This is a genomic window from Devosia sp. LC5 (genome assembly GCF_000735585.1).
GTDB lineage: Bacteria > Pseudomonadota > Alphaproteobacteria > Rhizobiales > Devosiaceae > Devosia.
This window is the reverse complement of sequence record NZ_JNNO01000045.1, coordinates 40,001-55,244: the sequence shown is the minus strand read 5'-3', so window position 1 is coordinate 55,244 and position 15,244 is coordinate 40,001. Positions and strand designations below refer to the sequence as shown.

The 15,244-nt window shown below is 62.1% G+C and carries 17 protein-coding genes, 1 tRNA gene and 1 pseudogene (1 of these 19 only partly in view); 9 read left to right on the top strand and 10 right to left on the bottom strand.

What is annotated here, in order from left to right:
* Positions 1–5 precede the first annotated feature (5 nt).
* From FF80_RS21180 to FF80_RS18505, 3 genes are all read right to left on the bottom strand, one after another.
* On the bottom strand, positions 6–812 hold the full coding sequence (locus tag FF80_RS21180; RefSeq protein WP_052153755.1) for a MipA/OmpV family protein: 807 nt from the start codon (positions 810–812) through the stop codon (positions 6–8).
* A gap of 67 nt (positions 813–879) precedes the next feature.
* Positions 880–1,788 carry a carotenoid biosynthesis protein gene (locus FF80_RS18510; RefSeq protein WP_052153754.1) on the bottom strand — a complete coding sequence of 303 codons (909 nt, stop codon included), beginning with the start codon at positions 1,786–1,788 and terminating at the stop codon, positions 880–882.
* A gap of 105 nt (positions 1,789–1,893) precedes the next feature.
* The gene (locus tag FF80_RS18505) at positions 1,894–2,754 is read right to left on the bottom strand and encodes an SDR family oxidoreductase (RefSeq protein ID WP_035103082.1); all 861 of its coding nucleotides are present in this window, start codon (positions 2,752–2,754) and stop codon (positions 1,894–1,896) included.
* A 409-nt stretch (positions 2,755–3,163) separates the two neighbouring features.
* Here FF80_RS18505 and FF80_RS21175 point away from each other — a divergent pair, with 409 nt between their 5' ends.
* A complete protein-coding gene (locus tag FF80_RS21175) occupies positions 3,164–3,820 on the top strand; it encodes a TetR/AcrR family transcriptional regulator (protein ID WP_052153753.1) in 657 nt (218 codons plus the stop codon).
* A gap of 403 nt (positions 3,821–4,223) precedes the next feature.
* On the opposite strand, the gene FF80_RS18495 is transcribed toward FF80_RS21175, so the two are convergent.
* Complete coding sequence (locus FF80_RS18495) at positions 4,224–4,850, bottom strand: TetR/AcrR family transcriptional regulator (protein WP_035103079.1); 627 nt, start codon at positions 4,848–4,850, stop codon at positions 4,224–4,226.
* A 151-nt stretch (positions 4,851–5,001) separates the two neighbouring features.
* Here FF80_RS18495 and FF80_RS18490 point away from each other — a divergent pair, with 151 nt between their 5' ends.
* From FF80_RS18490 to FF80_RS22280, 3 genes and pseudogenes are all read left to right on the top strand, one after another.
* On the top strand, positions 5,002–5,421 hold the full coding sequence (locus FF80_RS18490; RefSeq protein WP_052153752.1) for a nuclear transport factor 2 family protein: 420 nt from the start codon (positions 5,002–5,004) through the stop codon (positions 5,419–5,421).
* 1,018 nt (positions 5,422–6,439) lie between these two features.
* Positions 6,440–6,625 carry a hypothetical protein gene (locus tag FF80_RS18485; protein ID WP_035103075.1) on the top strand — a complete coding sequence of 62 codons (186 nt, stop codon included), beginning with the start codon at positions 6,440–6,442 and terminating at the stop codon, positions 6,623–6,625.
* Positions 6,626–6,647: 22 nt separating this feature from the next.
* Positions 6,648–7,682, top strand: a pseudogene (locus FF80_RS22280) (recombinase family protein); the annotation flags it as partial.
* A gap of 210 nt (positions 7,683–7,892) precedes the next feature.
* Here FF80_RS22280 and FF80_RS22275 read toward each other — a convergent pair.
* The gene (locus FF80_RS22275) at positions 7,893–8,069 is read right to left on the bottom strand and encodes a hypothetical protein (protein WP_244445825.1); all 177 of its coding nucleotides are present in this window, start codon (positions 8,067–8,069) and stop codon (positions 7,893–7,895) included.
* Positions 8,070–8,253: 184 nt separating this feature from the next.
* Positions 8,254–8,330, bottom strand: a tRNA-Met gene (locus FF80_RS18475).
* Between the two features lie 224 nt (positions 8,331–8,554).
* Between FF80_RS18475 and FF80_RS18470 the strand changes: the two genes are divergently transcribed.
* The 5 genes from FF80_RS18470 to FF80_RS18450 all read left to right on the top strand — a co-directional run bounded on the left by FF80_RS18470 (position 8,555) and on the right by FF80_RS18450 (position 11,944).
* The gene (locus tag FF80_RS18470) at positions 8,555–9,592 is read left to right on the top strand and encodes an aldo/keto reductase (RefSeq protein ID WP_035103070.1); all 1,038 of its coding nucleotides are present in this window, start codon (positions 8,555–8,557) and stop codon (positions 9,590–9,592) included.
* Positions 9,593–9,670: 78 nt separating this feature from the next.
* A complete protein-coding gene (locus tag FF80_RS18465; protein ID WP_052153751.1) occupies positions 9,671–10,372 on the top strand; it encodes a DUF599 domain-containing protein in 702 nt (233 codons plus the stop codon).
* A gap of 53 nt (positions 10,373–10,425) precedes the next feature.
* On the top strand, positions 10,426–10,794 hold the full coding sequence (locus tag FF80_RS18460) for a (2Fe-2S)-binding protein (protein WP_244445824.1): 369 nt from the start codon (positions 10,426–10,428) through the stop codon (positions 10,792–10,794).
* The gene (gene bfr, locus FF80_RS18455) at positions 10,760–11,245 is read left to right on the top strand and encodes a bacterioferritin (protein ID WP_035103068.1); all 486 of its coding nucleotides are present in this window, start codon (positions 10,760–10,762) and stop codon (positions 11,243–11,245) included. The genes FF80_RS18460 and bfr overlap by 35 nt, the downstream gene beginning before the upstream one ends.
* 288 nt (positions 11,246–11,533) lie before the next feature.
* Positions 11,534–11,944: a VOC family protein gene (locus FF80_RS18450; protein ID WP_035103067.1), complete on the top strand. Its 411-nt coding sequence runs from the start codon at positions 11,534–11,536 to the stop codon at positions 11,942–11,944.
* Here FF80_RS18450 and FF80_RS18445 read toward each other — a convergent pair whose 3' ends face one another.
* The 4 genes from FF80_RS18445 to FF80_RS18430 all read right to left on the bottom strand — a co-directional run.
* Positions 11,945–12,556: a nucleotidyltransferase family protein gene (locus FF80_RS18445; RefSeq protein WP_035103066.1), complete on the bottom strand. Its 612-nt coding sequence runs from the start codon at positions 12,554–12,556 to the stop codon at positions 11,945–11,947. It lies immediately after the preceding gene.
* 33 nt (positions 12,557–12,589) lie between these two features.
* Positions 12,590–13,600, bottom strand: a complete 1,011-nt coding sequence (locus FF80_RS18440) for an alpha/beta hydrolase (protein ID WP_244445823.1) — start codon at positions 13,598–13,600, stop codon at positions 12,590–12,592.
* Between the two features lie 171 nt (positions 13,601–13,771).
* The gene (locus FF80_RS18435) at positions 13,772–14,986 is read right to left on the bottom strand and encodes a lytic murein transglycosylase (RefSeq protein ID WP_052153750.1); all 1,215 of its coding nucleotides are present in this window, start codon (positions 14,984–14,986) and stop codon (positions 13,772–13,774) included.
* Between the two features lie 141 nt (positions 14,987–15,127).
* Positions 15,128–15,244 carry the end of a mechanosensitive ion channel domain-containing protein gene (locus tag FF80_RS18430; RefSeq protein ID WP_052153749.1) on the bottom strand. 2,085 nt of this gene lie beyond the right edge of the window, so 117 of the gene's 2,202 nt are visible here — the last part of the coding sequence; its start codon lies beyond the right edge, outside the window; its stop codon occupies positions 15,128–15,130.

Below are 15,244 nucleotides of genomic sequence, written 5' to 3'. Positions count from 1 at the left end.
AAAGCCTAGAAGGCCCGGTAGACGGCGAACCCCATCCGGGCCTGGTTCTCCGATCCTTCCTCGGTGACTATGGGCGTGTCGGCCGCCTGATCGAGAAGACGGTCGTAGGAGGCGAACATGGCCACACCCCATCGACCGCTCAGCCGGTAACGGATGTTGGCGGAGAGACCGACGCTCTCGATGCCGGCGTCGGGCCGATAGGCCGCAAGCCCGGACGCGGCCGCGCCAAGGTCGTCCACGCCGAAATAGGTCTCCATGTAGTTTCTGTCGGCCCAGACGACATTCGCGCCGACGCCGTAGCTGAGCCGATCCGTGGCCCGCGCGGACCAGGAAACGTCCGCGGTCACATTGTATCCGCCATAGGCGTCGCCGAGGTCCGCCAGCACCTTCACGCCTGCGCCGACCCGACCCTGGCCGACGACCCAGGTCATCTCGGCGAAGACGCCGCCCTCCACCGTGTCGTCGATGGTCGGCAGGAGTCTGACGACGTCGTTCTCGATGTCGTCGTCGCGACCCCAGCGATAGCCGACGATGGGACCGGCCTTGAAACGGTCGCTCCCGATCAGATCGAGTTCGAGTTCCGTCCCCTCCATCGAAAGCGTCATGTCGCCGCGCCGATACTGGAAGCCCACGAAGGGCAAGGGCTGCACCTCGTAGTCGTCCGATCCCCGGAACTCGGGACGATGGACGCCAGCGACGCCGATCAGCGGGTGGAACGCCTCGTCAGGCTGTCTCTGCGCGACAGCTGGAGCCCCGGCGGCAAATGCGGCAAGGCCGGCGAAGTTGGCGACGGCGAGTTGGGTCTTGGTCATGTCAGGACTCGGTTCAGGGTTGAGAGAGGGCTGAGAAGGCGGGCGCCAGCGAGTGTCCGATGACGGCTCACCCGGACGACGACGGCCGAAGACCGATGGCCTGGGGTGGTTCGACCTCCTGCGCGCGCGCCACAAGCAAAGCGCTGAGCAGACAGACGAACCACATGGTGAAGATCGCCACGAGGGTCATGCTCTCGTAGATATGCGTCGTGCTCCACGCATAGCCGGTCGGGTCGGCCACGACGCGGCCGCCGTCGGCGAACACGCGCAGGATCAGAGCCAGGCTGATGGTGAAGAAGGGTATGATCGCCTGATACCAATAGCTCCGGCCGAAGACGGGCTGGCTGTCCTGTTGGGCGGTCGCTCCCCGGCTCCGCCACGCGAGGTAGAAGGCGAAGAGCTGGAAGATCGTGTAGACGCACAGCAGCCAGCCCAGATAGTTGGAGACGGGCACGCCGAAATAGCTGCCGCCGTCCTCCCAGACCCAGGTCCGACCGATGGTCGCGTTGATCGGGTCCATGACCATGTCCCACATGACCATGACCAGGCTGGCGATCACCGGGACGAAGACCACGTCCCGGCCACGCGGGTCTGGCCCGAACAGACCAAGCAGAATGTGCGCGATCGACCAGGCGAAATAGCCCGCAGCGAAGTAGGCCGGTGCGATCAACACGGGCACGAGGAAAAGCTTCGGCCCCAGCACATCCGTGTAGTAATAGTTCCCGAAGGGGAAGCCGGTGAGGATGCTGAGGTTCTCGTAGCCGTTGCTCACCACGAAGGCGATCACCGCGAATACAAGGAAGGTCGTCAGACTGTATCGGCGCAAGGCATGGATCGTCGTGACGACCAGCAGGACCACTATGGGCAATCCGGGAGCCGGCAACCGCAGACCGAACAGCGTGGTGGATAGGATGAGCAGCAGGTGGGCGCCGACGGCGCACCACAAGGCTACGCTCGCGATGGTCATGCGATTCATTCGGTTTCTCCAGACGAGGCGGAGGCGGCAATGCCCGACTTGCGATGGCTGCCCGGCCGCCGTCGATGGCGGGGCCGCCTGTCGAAGTGCCCCAGTAGGTGATCCTCAGAGGAAGCCGCCGTTGGCGAAGACGAGCTGCCCGTTAATCCATTCGCCGTCGCCGGCGCAGAGGGCAGCAATGGAGTTGGCGATATCCTCCGGTTCACCGATGCGGCCATAGGGCGTCATCTGCGCCGCCTGGGCACGCAGCGGCGGCGGCACGTCGAGCAGTCGCGTGTTGGTCGGTCCAGGGGCTAGCGCGTTGACCGAGATGCGCCGACCCGCGAGTTCCTTCGACAGGACGCCGGCATAGATTTCCTGGGCCGCCTTGGTGGCGGCGTAGCCGCCGTGGGTGGCGCGCTTGGCCTTGATCGAGGTGGACGCCAGGGTGACGATCCGGCCTCCGTCGCGCGTGCGGCGGGCTGCCTCGCGCAGCACGTTGAAGCTGCCTTTGATGTTGGTGGCGATCATCCGGTCGAAGGCCGCGTCCTCGAACTGGGCGAAGGGCGCGACATTCATGATCCCGGCATTGCTGATTACGACATCCACCCCGCCGAACGCCTCGTCATTGGCGTCGAACAAGGCCTTAACCGCCGCGGGATCGGCGACGTCGGCCTGAAGCCAGATGGCGCGGCCGCCGGCGGCCTCGATATCGCGCACGACAGCAGCGGCAAGATCCGTACTGGTCAAGCAGTTGACCGTGACGGCGTAGCCGTCCCGTGCCAGGCGCTTGGCCGTCGCCGCCCCGATGCCGCGCGAGGAGCCGGTGACGACGGCCGCCCGGCCAGCGCCGGGCAGCGTATCCGGCCCAGCTTCCAAGGTCTGGGCCGAGGCCGCGCCCCCGAGGGCTAGAGCCGCCGGAGCGGCAGCCGTAAGGGCCAGGAACGAGCGGCGGGAGTTGTCGGGGGCTTCGTGCGTATCGGACATGGGATAGGTTTCCATTGCTAAAATTGACGGAAGACTTGTTGGCGCGCAGCCGCGTTGGGCGATGACTGCCGTCGGCGCGAGACGGCGCGGCGCGGCTCTGCCGCCAGCATGGCAAGGCAGGTCCGGACGCCTACGGCCGGGGCAATCAAAACGCGGCATCCGAGGCCATCGGAATGTTCGCCACCGGCGCCACATCGAGCGAAATCACAGCCATTTTCCGGATCGAGCGAGCCCGCTCCACGTAGCGCCCGAGACAGGGACTTGCTGGCCGCGGCTGTGACGTTCGCTGGCGATCCATTGACAAATTACCTCTCTCGCTAGATGGTATCCTCTACCGTAGAGTATACCTGTTGAGGTGTCAATATCGCGCGCATTGGGGCATATCTATGTTGGAAATTGAGGATTCTGAATGAAGAGCTTAACTGGCCTGTCCCTGCCCGAAGCCGTGTTAAGCGCGGCGATCCCGACCTTTATCGACGGGGGATACGACAACACGTCCATGGACGAGATCGCGGCGCGCGCCGGCACCACCAAGCGGACGGTCTACGCCCACTTCGGTAGCAAGGAGCAACTGTTCCGCGCCGCCATCGCGAGCGCGGTCGAATTTTTCCACAGCCAGCTTCCGCCGTTCGGCGCAACGGACGATCCCGCCGCAGAACTTGAAGCGTTCGCGGCCCGATTTGTCGATCTCTCCACCACCTGGGAGCGCGCCGTTCGCCTGCAACGCATCGCGATGGGTGAAGCGAAGCGCTTTCCGGATCTCGCTCAACTTCTGCATCGTGACGTCATTGAGCGCACCGAACGTATCGTCGCGGACTACCTGCTGATGGTGGTCGCCGCGAAGCATCCGGGAGTGAAGGAGCGTTCGCTGGACTGGGCTCTGGCAATGGCAGCTCTGTTCCTGAACATGGCCACCGGCGCCCAACGCTTTGCGGCTCTTCTGCAAATGCACGAACTCATCCCAGGGCCGCCAGGGTCGGACACATCGCCAAAGGTCGACCGTGACCGGATCGACCTTGCGGTCAGGGTCTTTCTTTCTGGCTTCTACGCCGAACTGGGCAGGTGACGCGAAGCGACCAGATCGTAGGCCACTACTGCGCAGTGGAGTCCTACCGTCAGATTTCGCTTTCGAGGGCGTCAAACGCTTTCGCGCACCAAGGCAACACTTGAGCAACTTGGCGACGTGACATTCGGGCGGATGGGTTGATGCACAAATATCTCGCTCAATGCGCGATCCACTACGAGGTTGCTTGCCCCAGCAACCTCCGGGCCACCGGGGGCAACTATAAGCCGATGCAACCAAGCGTCAGCCTAGTTGCATCGGCTGGGTGGGAACGGGGAAATTGTGAGCGCCGGTTGGCCGAAGGGATGCAACGGGGAACGCGTAGCGGGCTCCCTTGCCGACCAAAAGAGAAATGGCGCCCCGCCCTGGATGAACAAAATGAATACGAGTCGCCGTTTTTGCTACCCTACCGTCCTGGCCACATAGCCAAGAATGTGGTCGCGATATCCCGGAGCTCGGTCTCGCTTGCCCTGTTGGCGGCGGCAACCAACAGACCGTCAGTGGCGGCCTTGAGAGTCAGCGCCAAGCCGCGTGGCGGGTATGCCGACGGGAAATCGCCATCGCGGGCGGCCTGCTCGACACGAGCGATAAGCGCGTCACGCCAGTAGAGACCGCGCTGCATGACGAAATCCCTGATGCTTTCGTCGCCAGGCGCATGGCTGAGCGAGTGAATGATGCCCATGCTTCCTTTCGGGTCTGCGGAATTGGTCTGGAGCGCGATCGTGCCGAGCAGCAGATGCTCGGCCACGCCTCGGCCAGTCGGCTGGTCCAGCGCCTCAAGCATATAGGCGGTTTTCTCGCGTTCGTAGAGGTCCATGACCTTCCGGAACAGATCCTCTTTGTCGCCAAAGGACGCATATAGCGTTGCGCGGCTGACCCCCATTGCTGCAACCAGCGTGCCGATGCTCGCGCCGGCATAACCGTGCCGCCAGAACACCCGCATCGCTGCAACCAACGCCGCATCGCTGTCGAACTGGCGAGGGCGGCCACGCAAAGCTGGCGGCTCGGTCTTCGCGACCGGTAGCTTTGTCATTCCGTTCCTCTCTTCAATTTTTGCATCGCCTTACGCAGTTCCACACTGTTGACTTTTGGAACGATCGGTATAGCTAGAAGTTTCTGGAACGATCGGTTTAGCGATTGCCGATCGCGGATCAAGGCCGTTCAACAACAACTGGAAGGTAATTATGCCCTATTCTCCCCAGGAAGAAGCGAACCTGCGCGTCGTAACCGAGGCGCTCACCGACGCATCTCACGACTTCCCGAAGTTCTTCGAGGCGATCTTCGCATCCGACGCCGAGTGGACGATCGCGGGGCATGGTCCCGTCGCGCGAACCTACCACGGCATGAAGGACTTATTCGACAACGCCGAGGAAGCGCTATTCGCCCGCTTCGCGGAACCGCTGCGGATCACGACACGCGGCGTTTGGGCCGATGGAGACGAAGTTTTTGCAAGGATCGAAAGCGCCAGTCGTGCCCTCGATGGGCAGCCGTACAAAAACGAGTATATGTACATCATGACGCTCAGAGACGGCAAAGTCGTCTCCGGCATCGAATGGTTGGACCTCAACGCCTACTACGAAATTCTGGAGCGCGTTGCCGTCTGACGCGCGGCGTACGGGTGGAGACGATCACCGCCGGCCCGCACGGCCCCTGTCCAGCGGTCGCTCAAGGCGCGCAAGCCGAAGACGATGCCGCCGATGGCGGTGGGCGGCCCGACGCTACTCACTGGCATCTCTGCTTCTGCGCGTGCTGCGGCGGCGCGATGACGCTGCGCACAGGCACCAGCAGCATGGGCCGGAGTATGGCTACTACACCTGCTCGACCAAGGTGCGACCGGCTGCCCCGGCATCACCGTACCGATGGACCGGCCTAATAAGGCCGTGGGCGGACGACCCGACTGGCGAGACGATCATATTCATAGATCGACGACGCTTCGACCGATCGCCAACTCGCTCCGGCTACACGCGACACTATATTGCATCCGGGCCCGGAACGGAAGCGGGGGCTTGAATGCCTCCATGCCTACGAGAAACACGATCGCGATGAGCATTTCCATCGACGCACCGCCGCCGATAGCCCGGATGGCTGGCATCGGGAGGCAATGCAAAGCTCAGTCGCAGTGCGCGGTCATGGTGAGCAACCTCCAGCGAATCGAGGCCACTATATTGGCCCAGTTGAGACGGATCTCATCGCGCTCGAAGCAGAATTTGCTTCCATCCCTTTCCCAAGCCGCAGTCTCAGCACTGTCGTTCGCTGGGGACCATTTGGATAAGCGTCGACACCGGCAGCTTCAATCGTCGCCAATGCGATGACGCGGATCAATCTCGAAACCTACTGCCTTGAAGAAGCTACAGAAACCGTCTACTATGCAAAGCATAGGTATGGCTGAAACGCTGCCGTGTGCAAGGCGACGTTTATTATCCCTGCGAGCCGTCCGCTGCACGAGATCGCGTAAGTATTTGCGCGACGCTATGCTACGCGGGGCTACTCCAATGTTCGCTTTTCCACCCGCAGCAGGCAGATCTCCCGCCGACTACTTCTCTGTAACTATTGATATTTTTGCGCCAGTGTCCATCTGCGGCGAGCATTTTCGCCGCATGGTCACGCAAGATCGGCGCAGGAATGGACAAGAAACCCGACAAAGCGCGAAGGGACATCAGCCGGCTCGGCGAGCCCGAGCTGACGCTCGCAAAACGTGGCGAGGGCTCCGATCCACGCTTGGTCGAGTTGGTGCGCCTGCTCGCGCGTCGTGCCGCGCTGGAGTTGTACGAAGCCGAGATGAGGGAGCACGGCGCGACACGCTCCTGACCGCCTTGCAGGAGAGCGCATCGTGAGAGCCGCCATCTACGCCCGTTATTCCTCCGACAATCAGCGCGACGCCTCGATCGCCGACCAGTTCCGCGTCTGCCGCCTTCATGCCGAGAAGCAGGGATGGCACGTCGTCGAGGAGTACTCCGACCACGCGATCTCCGGTTCCTCGCTGCTTCGTCCCGGCATCCAGGCGCTGATCTCCGACGCCAACCGCGGGCGGTTCGATCTGATCCTCGCCGAGGCGATGGACCGCCTGTCGCGTGACCAGGAGGACATCGCCGGCGTCTTCAAGCGCATGACCTATTCCGACGTGAAGATCTTCACCCTCTCCGAGGGAGAGATCACGCATCTGCATGTCGGCCTCAAGGGTACGATGAATGCGCTGTTCCTGAAGGATCTGGCCGACAAGACGCGGCGCGGCCAGCGTGGCCGTGTCGAGGCAGGTAAGTCCGGCGGTGGAAACTGCTACGGCTACGATGTCGTCAAGAAGTTAGACGGCAACGGCGAACCAGTGCGCGGGGACCGCACGATCAATGAGATGGAGGCCGAAGTCGTCCGGCGAATCTTCCGCGATTATATCGCTGGCAAGTCTGCGAAACGTATCGCCGTCGAGCTGAACAAGGATGGCATCAAGGCTCCGGGCGGCGGCGATTGGGGCTTCAGCACCATCAACGGCAATGCCAAGCGAGGCAACGGCATCCTCAACAACGAGATGTATGTCGGCAAGCTCGTCTGGAACCGTCAGAGGTTCTTGAAAGACCCCGACACCGGCAAGCGCCAGGCGCGGCCGAATCCGGAGTCCGAGTGGATCATCCAGGAGGTGCCGGAGCTGCGCATTCTCGACGACGATATCTGGCAGTCCGCCAAGGCGCGCCAGGCAGCCATCAAATACACACGGGCCGACAGCAGCGAGGAGGAGAACCATTTCCGCGAGCGCCGGCGGCCCAAATATCTCTTCTCGGGCCTGACCAGGTGCGCCTGCTGCGGCGGAGGCTACTCCATGATCTCGGCCGATCTGGTCGGCTGCTCGACGGCGCGCAACAAGGGCACCTGCGACAATCGCCAGAATATTCGCCGCGACCGGCTGGAGGCGCGGGTGCTGAACGCGCTGCGCCATCACCTGATGGACCCGGCGCTGTTCAAAGCGTTCTGCGACGAGTTCACCCGCGAGATGAACCGGCTGCGCATGGAGGGCCGAGCGTCGATCGATACGGCGGAAGCGGAGGTGAAGCGCATCGACCGGGAGCTGGACACGCTCCTGAACCTAATCTTGAAGGGCGGAGCCGCCGATCGGATCAACGACAAGATGGTCGGCCTCGAACGCCGCAAGAAGGAACTGGAATCCTTCCTCACCGATGCCGTCGAGCCGCCGCCCCTGCTGCATCCGAACATGGCAGCGTTCTACCGGGTCCAGATTGAGGAGCTTTACGAGGCCCTGCAATCGGATACCGAGGCGAAGCGCATGACAGCCTCCGACATCATCCGGACGCTGGTGAAGGAGATCATTCTGACACCGGAGGACGGCGAGCTACAGATCGACGTTCGGGGCGATCTTGCTGGAATCCTGAGCATATCCCTCAAAAGCAAAACCCCCGCCACAAGGGCGGGGGGATCGCAAGTTGAGGTGGTTGCGGGAGCAGGATTTGAACCTGCGACCTTCAGGTTATGAGCCTGACGAGCTACCGGGCTGCTCCATCCCGCGTCAAAACGTTGATAACAATGCCAGCTGGCTTGGTCATCACGGCGACCCGGTGGTCGCGACGTGAGGCGTATATAGGGGGTGTATTCGCTCAGCTCAACCCCTAAACGGTCGGGCATGACGCTTTTTTGACACTTATACCGGATCACCGCCTTGTCTGCCGCTGCTCCCCGTTTTATCCGCTTATTGCCTCTTCCCGTTTCCTCCCGATCATCTGGAATTTGCTCATGAAATTGAAGCCATTGGGCCGCACCGAGCTGCGGGTCACCGAAATCTGCCTTGGCACCATGACCTGGGGCAGCCAGAACACCGAAGCCGAGGGCCACGCCCAGATCGACATGGCACTCGAGGCCGGCGTCAATTTCATGGACACCGCCGAACTCTATGCCGTGCCCGGCAGTGCCCAGACATCGGGGCGCACCGAGGAGATCATCGGCAATTGGTTCGCCAATAGCGGCAAGCGCGACCAATGGATCCTCGCCTCCAAGATCGGCGGCGGGGGCAGTAGCTTTATTCGCAACGGCGCCCGCGCCGACGGTGCTTCGATCCGCATTGCGCTCGAACAGAGCCTGACGCGGCTCAAGACCGACCGCATCGAGCTCTACCAGATCCATTGGGCCTCGCGCGGCAGCTATAATTTCGATGGCTCCTGGACCTATGCGCCCCACACCCAGGACAGCGCCGACGTGCTCGACAATATCGGGGACATGCTCGAAACCCTGGGCGCGCTGGTCAAGGAGGGCAAGATTGCCCATGCCGGCGTGTCCAACGAAACGACCTGGGGCATCGGCCAATGGCTGGCCATTGCCGGGGCCCGCAACCTGCCGCGCCTGGTTTCCGTGCAGAACGAATATAACCTGCTCCGCCGCCATTTCGACCTCGACCTGGCCGAACTCAGCCACCATGAACAGGTCGGGCTGCTCGCCTATTCCCCGCTCGCCGGCGGTCTGCTGACCGGCAAATATTTCGATGGCGTCGTGCCGCCCGGCAGCCGCGCCGATTACCAGAAGGGCTTTTGGCGCCTCAATCCCCATTCGGAGGCGGCCGCCAAGGACTATGTCGAGCTGGCCCGCCAGCATGGGCTCGACCCGGCACAATTGGCCATTGCCTTTGCACTGACCCGGCCCTTCATGACCTCGGTGATCATCGGGGCGACCAGCACGGACCAATTGGCCAATGCCATCGGCGCAGCCAATCTTACCCTGTCACCTGAAGTGCTGACCGCGATTGAAGCCATCCATCGCCGCTGGCCGCGCACGATCTAAAGGCCCAAGGGCGGCGGTTCATGCCGTCGCCTTTTTCTGCGGCCGCGGTATAAGTAATCAAGCAAATCACTCCGGGGCATGACCTTGTCGATCACGCTGATCTCCACCATCCTGCCGCTGATCTGCTATTTCGCCTATAATATCATCGTGCCCTGGATCGAGCGGCGGCGCCCCTCGCTCTCGGTAATCATGAACATGCAGCGCCGGCGCTGGGTCGCCAATGCCGCCAGGCGCGAAACCCCATTCGACGCGATTCTGTCGGGCAATATCATGCAATCGGTCAGCTTTCTCGCCTCGACGGCGGTGCTGATGGTGCTGGCGGTGTTTGCTGTCTTCGGGCAATTGCCGACGCTGATGGCGGCGCTCGATTCCCTCTCATTGGACCGCGCCTATTCAGTCAGCGATGTGGAAATCCATCTCGTGGTCATGCTGGCGTTGTTCGTGCTGGCGTTTTTCGCCTTCACCCTGTCGCTGCGCCAATTCAACCATTTCTGCATCATGCTGGGGGCGCTGGACCATAATGTGGAGACCCCCGATGATGAGGTCGAGGCCATTGCGCGCATGAATGCGCTGGGCGCCAAGAATTTCAATAGCGGCATCCGCGCCTATTATTTCTCGGTGGCGACAGTGGCCTGGTTCGCCTCCGAATGGCTTTCCATCGTCGTGTGCCTCGCCACCATCATCATCCTGGCCCATCGCGAATTCTTCTCGACCGCCCACCGCACGGCCGCCCTTGCCGCTGTCATTGCCGCGCGCCGCCAGCAGAAACCCGATAGCTGAACGCCATTTCCGGCAAATGTGTTCGGCGATCTTAATTTCTGACATTGACAATCATGAATGCTGGTCGCTTTATGCCGCCCAGCAAGCTCCACCCTGACAAGCCGGCAAAAATGCTCGTCTGCCAATGCAACATGATCACGTCCCGGGAAATCGAGGACATCGTTCTCGACCTCCTCAAGGCCGATCCGTGGCAATTGGTGGTTCCGGCCAAGGTCTATAACGAACTCAATCGCCGCGCCAAATGCAGCGGTTGCGTGCCGAATGTGGTGGACATTATTGTCCGCGTCACCGAAAACTACCACTCGCAGCAAGCCCATCCGCCTGCCGATCTGATCCACATTCAGACCGGGCTGGAGAAGCTCAAGAAACAGCAGAGTGGAGTACGTCGTGAAAGGCGAAGCACAAGTCATCGAGCGGCTTAACGAGGCCCTCTTTCTCGAACTCGGCGCAGTGAACCAGTATTGGGTCCACTTCCGCCTCCTGGACGACTGGGGCTATAAGAAGCTCGCCGCCAAGGAACGCGCTGAATCAATTGAGGAAATGCATCACGCCGATCGCCTGATCGAGCGCATCATCTTTCTCGAAGGCCATCCGAACCTGCAGCGCGTCGCGCCCCTGCGAATCGGCCAGACCATCAAGGAAGTCCTCGAGGCCGATCTCGCCGGCGAATACGACGCCCGCGCCGCCTATAAGGCCAGCCGCGAGCTCTGCGAAAGCCTTGGCGACTATGTCTCCAAGAACCTGTTCGAGGCCCTGCTGACCGACGAGGAAGGCCATATCGACTTCCTCGAAACCCAGCTCGAACTGCTCTCCAAGATTGGCGAAGAAAAATACGGCCAGCTCAATTCCGCTTCCGCTGACGAAGCCGAATAACCAGCCGAACAGTCTTGCAGACCGCCCGGCCCCAGGCCGGGCGGTCTTTTCATGATCTCTTATGCACTATGGCCCCTGCTCCATCGTCCCCTCTCCCCCTGAGGGGAGAGGGTAGCGGAGCCGGGAGCGTAGCGACCTGGCGAAGCTGGGTGAGGGATGCCATGCTTCCACATCTTGCATCTTGCAGCATCGCCCCCCTCACCCGCCGGCTTCGCCGCCGACCTCTCCCCTGAGGGGCGAGGTGAACCCCGCCCCTGGAGCCATAAGCCCCCAGCCCAAGGAACGATAATGACCTGGCATACCGGCCGCCTCATAGACCATGTGCATCTGCGCGCCGGCAACTTCGCCAATACGCGCTATTTCTATGAAAAGGTGTTGGCCGTGCTTGGGCACAGGATCGAGCAATCGGGCAAGAACTGGTTCCAGGTCGATGAGTTGTTCGTCGATGCCGCCAACGCCAGGACGGTGCCCACCCACATTCATCTGGCGTTCCAGGCCAGGGACCGCGCCATGGTCGACGCTTTTTATAAGGCCGCCCTTGCCGCCGGCGGCACGGACAATGGCCCGCCCGGGGAGCGCCATTATCACCCCGGCTATTACGCCGCCTTCGTGCTCGATCCCGATGGCAACAATATCGAAGCGGTGTTCCACGGCCCGGTGCAGCGCTCGGCCGAGTCAGTCAGGTTCGATCCCGCCTGATCACTCCGGCCAGGGCACCACGGTCAATTCGGGCCAGATGCCCTTGTTGCGCTCGGCCTTGGCGTGATGGGTGTTGCGATTGTCGAGCGCCGGATTGGGTGTGATGCGGAATGAGAACATGTCATCGAGCCCGAACGGCGCGAAGATGCTGAGCGCATCGTCATCCTCGAGCCGCGCCGCGACCGCATGGGTCTTGGAGGCGAAATAGTCCATCATCTCGGCACTGCTGCGCAATTGCGGATAGGGCGTGCCGAACTTTTGCGGAAACCACAAATGCACCCGCGCCTGGTTGCGCACCTCGACCGGCAGCGGCAGATCCGCGAACCGCTCTGCCGCGCGGCGGATCACCCGATCCTCGGCCTCGTAAGACAGATCGCTATCGTCGAAATAGACGACATCGGCATCCTTGATGCCGGTCAACGGCGGCCTTCCGGTCAGCTCATTCCACACCGAATTATAGATCGCACCCGACCCCAGCAGCGGATCGGGCAAGGCCATGTCGCGCAACCGTTCGAGAATAGCCATCAGCACCGGCTGGCGCCGGATGATGGCCTTGACGGTCTCGATCTGAACCTGGTGGCTGACGCCGGAAAATCGCAAGTGATCGTTCATGCGAGCAGGCTAGCGCGATTCTGCGGCGGCGAGCTATTTCTGGATCGGCTGGAACATGGCATCCATCTGCTGGATGATCTGGTCCATCGGCGCAATCGCTTCCGGCAATTGCTCGGGCGGCTCCGGCACCACGGCCACATAGGGCACCCCGCTCGGGAAAGCCCCGAACATCTGGAAAAAACTCACCATGTCGTCGAGCACCGGCATGCGCCAGCGCCACATCGCGCCCATGGCAATCACCGGCTCCATATGACCGAAGCCGGAATAATATTGGGTGGTCACCCAGATGCCGCTATCCTTGAGTTTCTGGGCGAAACGCTCGGTATTCTGCATTCGCACGATGGGATCAGTCGTGCCAGTCGCCAGATACATGGGCGGGGTATCGGAGGTGACCAGATTAATCGGCTGGGTGCCCTGCGGATTGGGAGCATCCCCGAAGGCATCGCGCACCTCACCATATTCGAACGGGTAGAAATCGTAGGGCCCCGACAAGGCCGCCACACCCAGGATGGACAGCGTCACGCCATATTCACGCAGGAAGGACGGATCGAGCGCCAGCATCACCGCATTATAGGCGCCGGCCGAATGCCCGGCCAGGAACACCCGATTGGGGTCGCCACCATAGTGGGCGATATTGTCCTGCACCCAACGCAATCCATTGGCATTGTCTTCGAGAAACTGAGGATAGCGTACTTCCGGCACCAGCCGGTAATCGGCGATGACGGTGACAAAACCCCGTGCCGCCAGGGCCCGGCCGACAAATTGATAATCGCTGCGCTCGCCCCGGTTCCAGCCGCCGCCATAGATGAAATAGACCACCGGCGCCGCTTCACCGCGCTGTTCGGGCGCATAGACATCGAGCTTGTGGCGCGGACCATCGGCATAGGCAATGCCATCGCCGACCTTGGCCGTGCCGGCATCCATGGCCGCCGGCAGGTTGAACGGATCCAGCAGCGACAGCGCCAGACTGGGCGCCGGGTGGATCGCGATCAGCACCATCAGCGCCATCAGGATGCGGCGCAGCAGCAAGGGATTACGGGTCATGAACATCTTGGTTTTCAGCGGAGGGAGATGGTGCCTAGCGCCCAATGCGGAGGATTTTATGGCCGCCGGAATGGGCGAGGGCAGGAGCCTCAATGGTCCGAGACGCGCCTGCCCTCTGCTTAAGCGCCGCCAAATCTGGGCGCAATTGGTTAACGGAGTGTTAACGCCGGGCTAGCGTTTGAGCATGTCCAATAGCCGTCCGGACACATGTCCATCAGCCGGCAGGCCAGCCCGGTTCTGATAGGCCATCACCGCCGCCCGCGTCTTGGGGCCGATCACCCCATCGGGCGAACCCACATCATAACCCGCCCGCGCCAGCAGCGACTGCACCTGGGCGCGCTGCTCCTTGCTCAGCGCATAATCGCCCGATGGCCAGGACGCGGCAAATTGCCCGCCCCCGATGATCCGGTCGGCCAGATGCCCGACGGCCAGGGCATAGCTATCCGAATTATTGTAGCGCTTGATCACATCGAAATTGGGCAGCAGCAGGAAGGACGGCCCCGCCGCACCGGCCGGCATATAGATCCGCGCCATATCGCCCTGCCGCGGGAACGGCTTGCCCGAAACCCTTGTAATCCCCATGGCCTGCCATTGGCTGAGCGGCGCCCGTTCCAGCTGCCTTGCGGCGGCGAAATTGAACCCGGCGGGCAGCTTGATTTCGTAACCCCAGGTCTCGCCCGGGCGCCAGCCGAAGCGCTTGAGATAATTGGCGGTCGAGCCCAAGGCATCGGGCACCGAATTCCAGATATCCTTCCTGCCGTCGCCATTATAATCGACCGCATAGGCCATGAAGCTCGATGGCATGAACTGGGTATGGCCCATGGCGCCGGCCCAGGAGCCCACCATGTTGGAGGGGCTAACATTGCCATCCGAAATGATGCGCAATGCCGTCAGCAGCTCGCGGCGGAAGAAATCGGCGCGATAGCCGCCTTCGACCAGAGTGGCGAGCGCATGGATCGTGTTCTCCCCACCCATAAAGCCACCGAAATTGGTTTCCATGCCCCAGATGGCCAATACGATTTCCGGCTGAACGCCATAGCGCTGCTGCGCGCCGGTCAGCGTCTGGTTCCATTCCCCGCGCATTGCCCGGCCCTTGGACGCCTGGGCATCGGTGACGCGGCGATCGACATATTGCTGCACGGTCTGGGAAAATTCGGGCTGCTTGCGCGTCAGTTCCATGATCTTGGGCGAATAGCTATACCCGGCAAAGGCCGCCTCATACGCCGCCCGGCTCACCCCCTGGGCTTGCGCCTGCGGCCACAGGCTGCGCACGAAATCGGCGCTATTGGCAAAGGCCGGCCCCACGGTGCCGAGCGCCAGAATGGCAGCCAGCGCCAGCAGGGACAGGCGGGGGGAGAGGGCAATCTTCTTGCCGGATGGGTGCATGGCGGGCCTCGTGATACGCTGAGTTCAGTCACGGTGGCGGAGCAGCATGCCCCGGCCGCGCGCCAAGTGTGCCGCACAGGGCGCGTATCACTATTTTAACCAATCACATTAAGATCGGCTTAAGCTAACGCTTGCCCCCGATCACAACTCGGTCAGCGGCCCATCTGCGGGCTTCCCTGCGTCATCGGCCGGCGGGCCCAGTGTGCGGCCCGAGGCCCGCGCCTGGCCGCCCTGCACATAAGTGACATGGGGATATGG

What these genes read in the sequence shown, in the direction of transcription:
- FF80_RS21180 (WP_052153755.1), bottom strand. Translation starts at nt 812, where the DNA reads ATGACCAAGACCCAACTCGCCGTCGCCAACTTCGCCGGCCTTGCCGCA.
- FF80_RS18510 (WP_052153754.1), bottom strand. Translation starts at nt 1,788, where the DNA reads ATGAATCGCATGACCATCGCGAGCGTAGCCTTGTGGTGCGCCGTCGGC.
- FF80_RS18505 (WP_035103082.1), bottom strand. Translation starts at nt 2,754, where the DNA reads ATGTCCGATACGCACGAAGCCCCCGACAACTCCCGCCGCTCGTTCCTG.
- FF80_RS21175 (WP_052153753.1), top strand. Translation starts at nt 3,164, where the DNA reads ATGAAGAGCTTAACTGGCCTGTCCCTGCCCGAAGCCGTGTTAAGCGCG.
- FF80_RS18495 (WP_035103079.1), bottom strand. Translation starts at nt 4,850, where the DNA reads ATGACAAAGCTACCGGTCGCGAAGACCGAGCCGCCAGCTTTGCGTGGC.
- FF80_RS18490 (WP_052153752.1), top strand. Translation starts at nt 5,002, where the DNA reads ATGCCCTATTCTCCCCAGGAAGAAGCGAACCTGCGCGTCGTAACCGAG.
- FF80_RS18485 (WP_035103075.1), top strand. Translation starts at nt 6,440, where the DNA reads ATGGACAAGAAACCCGACAAAGCGCGAAGGGACATCAGCCGGCTCGGC.
- FF80_RS18470 (WP_035103070.1), top strand. Translation starts at nt 8,555, where the DNA reads ATGAAATTGAAGCCATTGGGCCGCACCGAGCTGCGGGTCACCGAAATC.
- FF80_RS18465 (WP_052153751.1), top strand. Translation starts at nt 9,671, where the DNA reads ATGACCTTGTCGATCACGCTGATCTCCACCATCCTGCCGCTGATCTGC.
- FF80_RS18460 (WP_244445824.1), top strand. Translation starts at nt 10,426, where the DNA reads ATGAATGCTGGTCGCTTTATGCCGCCCAGCAAGCTCCACCCTGACAAG.
- FF80_RS18450 (WP_035103067.1), top strand. Translation starts at nt 11,534, where the DNA reads ATGACCTGGCATACCGGCCGCCTCATAGACCATGTGCATCTGCGCGCC.
- FF80_RS18445 (WP_035103066.1), bottom strand. Translation starts at nt 12,556, where the DNA reads ATGAACGATCACTTGCGATTTTCCGGCGTCAGCCACCAGGTTCAGATC.
- FF80_RS18440 (WP_244445823.1), bottom strand. Translation starts at nt 13,600, where the DNA reads ATGACCCGTAATCCCTTGCTGCTGCGCCGCATCCTGATGGCGCTGATG.
- FF80_RS18435 (WP_052153750.1), bottom strand. Translation starts at nt 14,986, where the DNA reads ATGCACCCATCCGGCAAGAAGATTGCCCTCTCCCCCCGCCTGTCCCTG.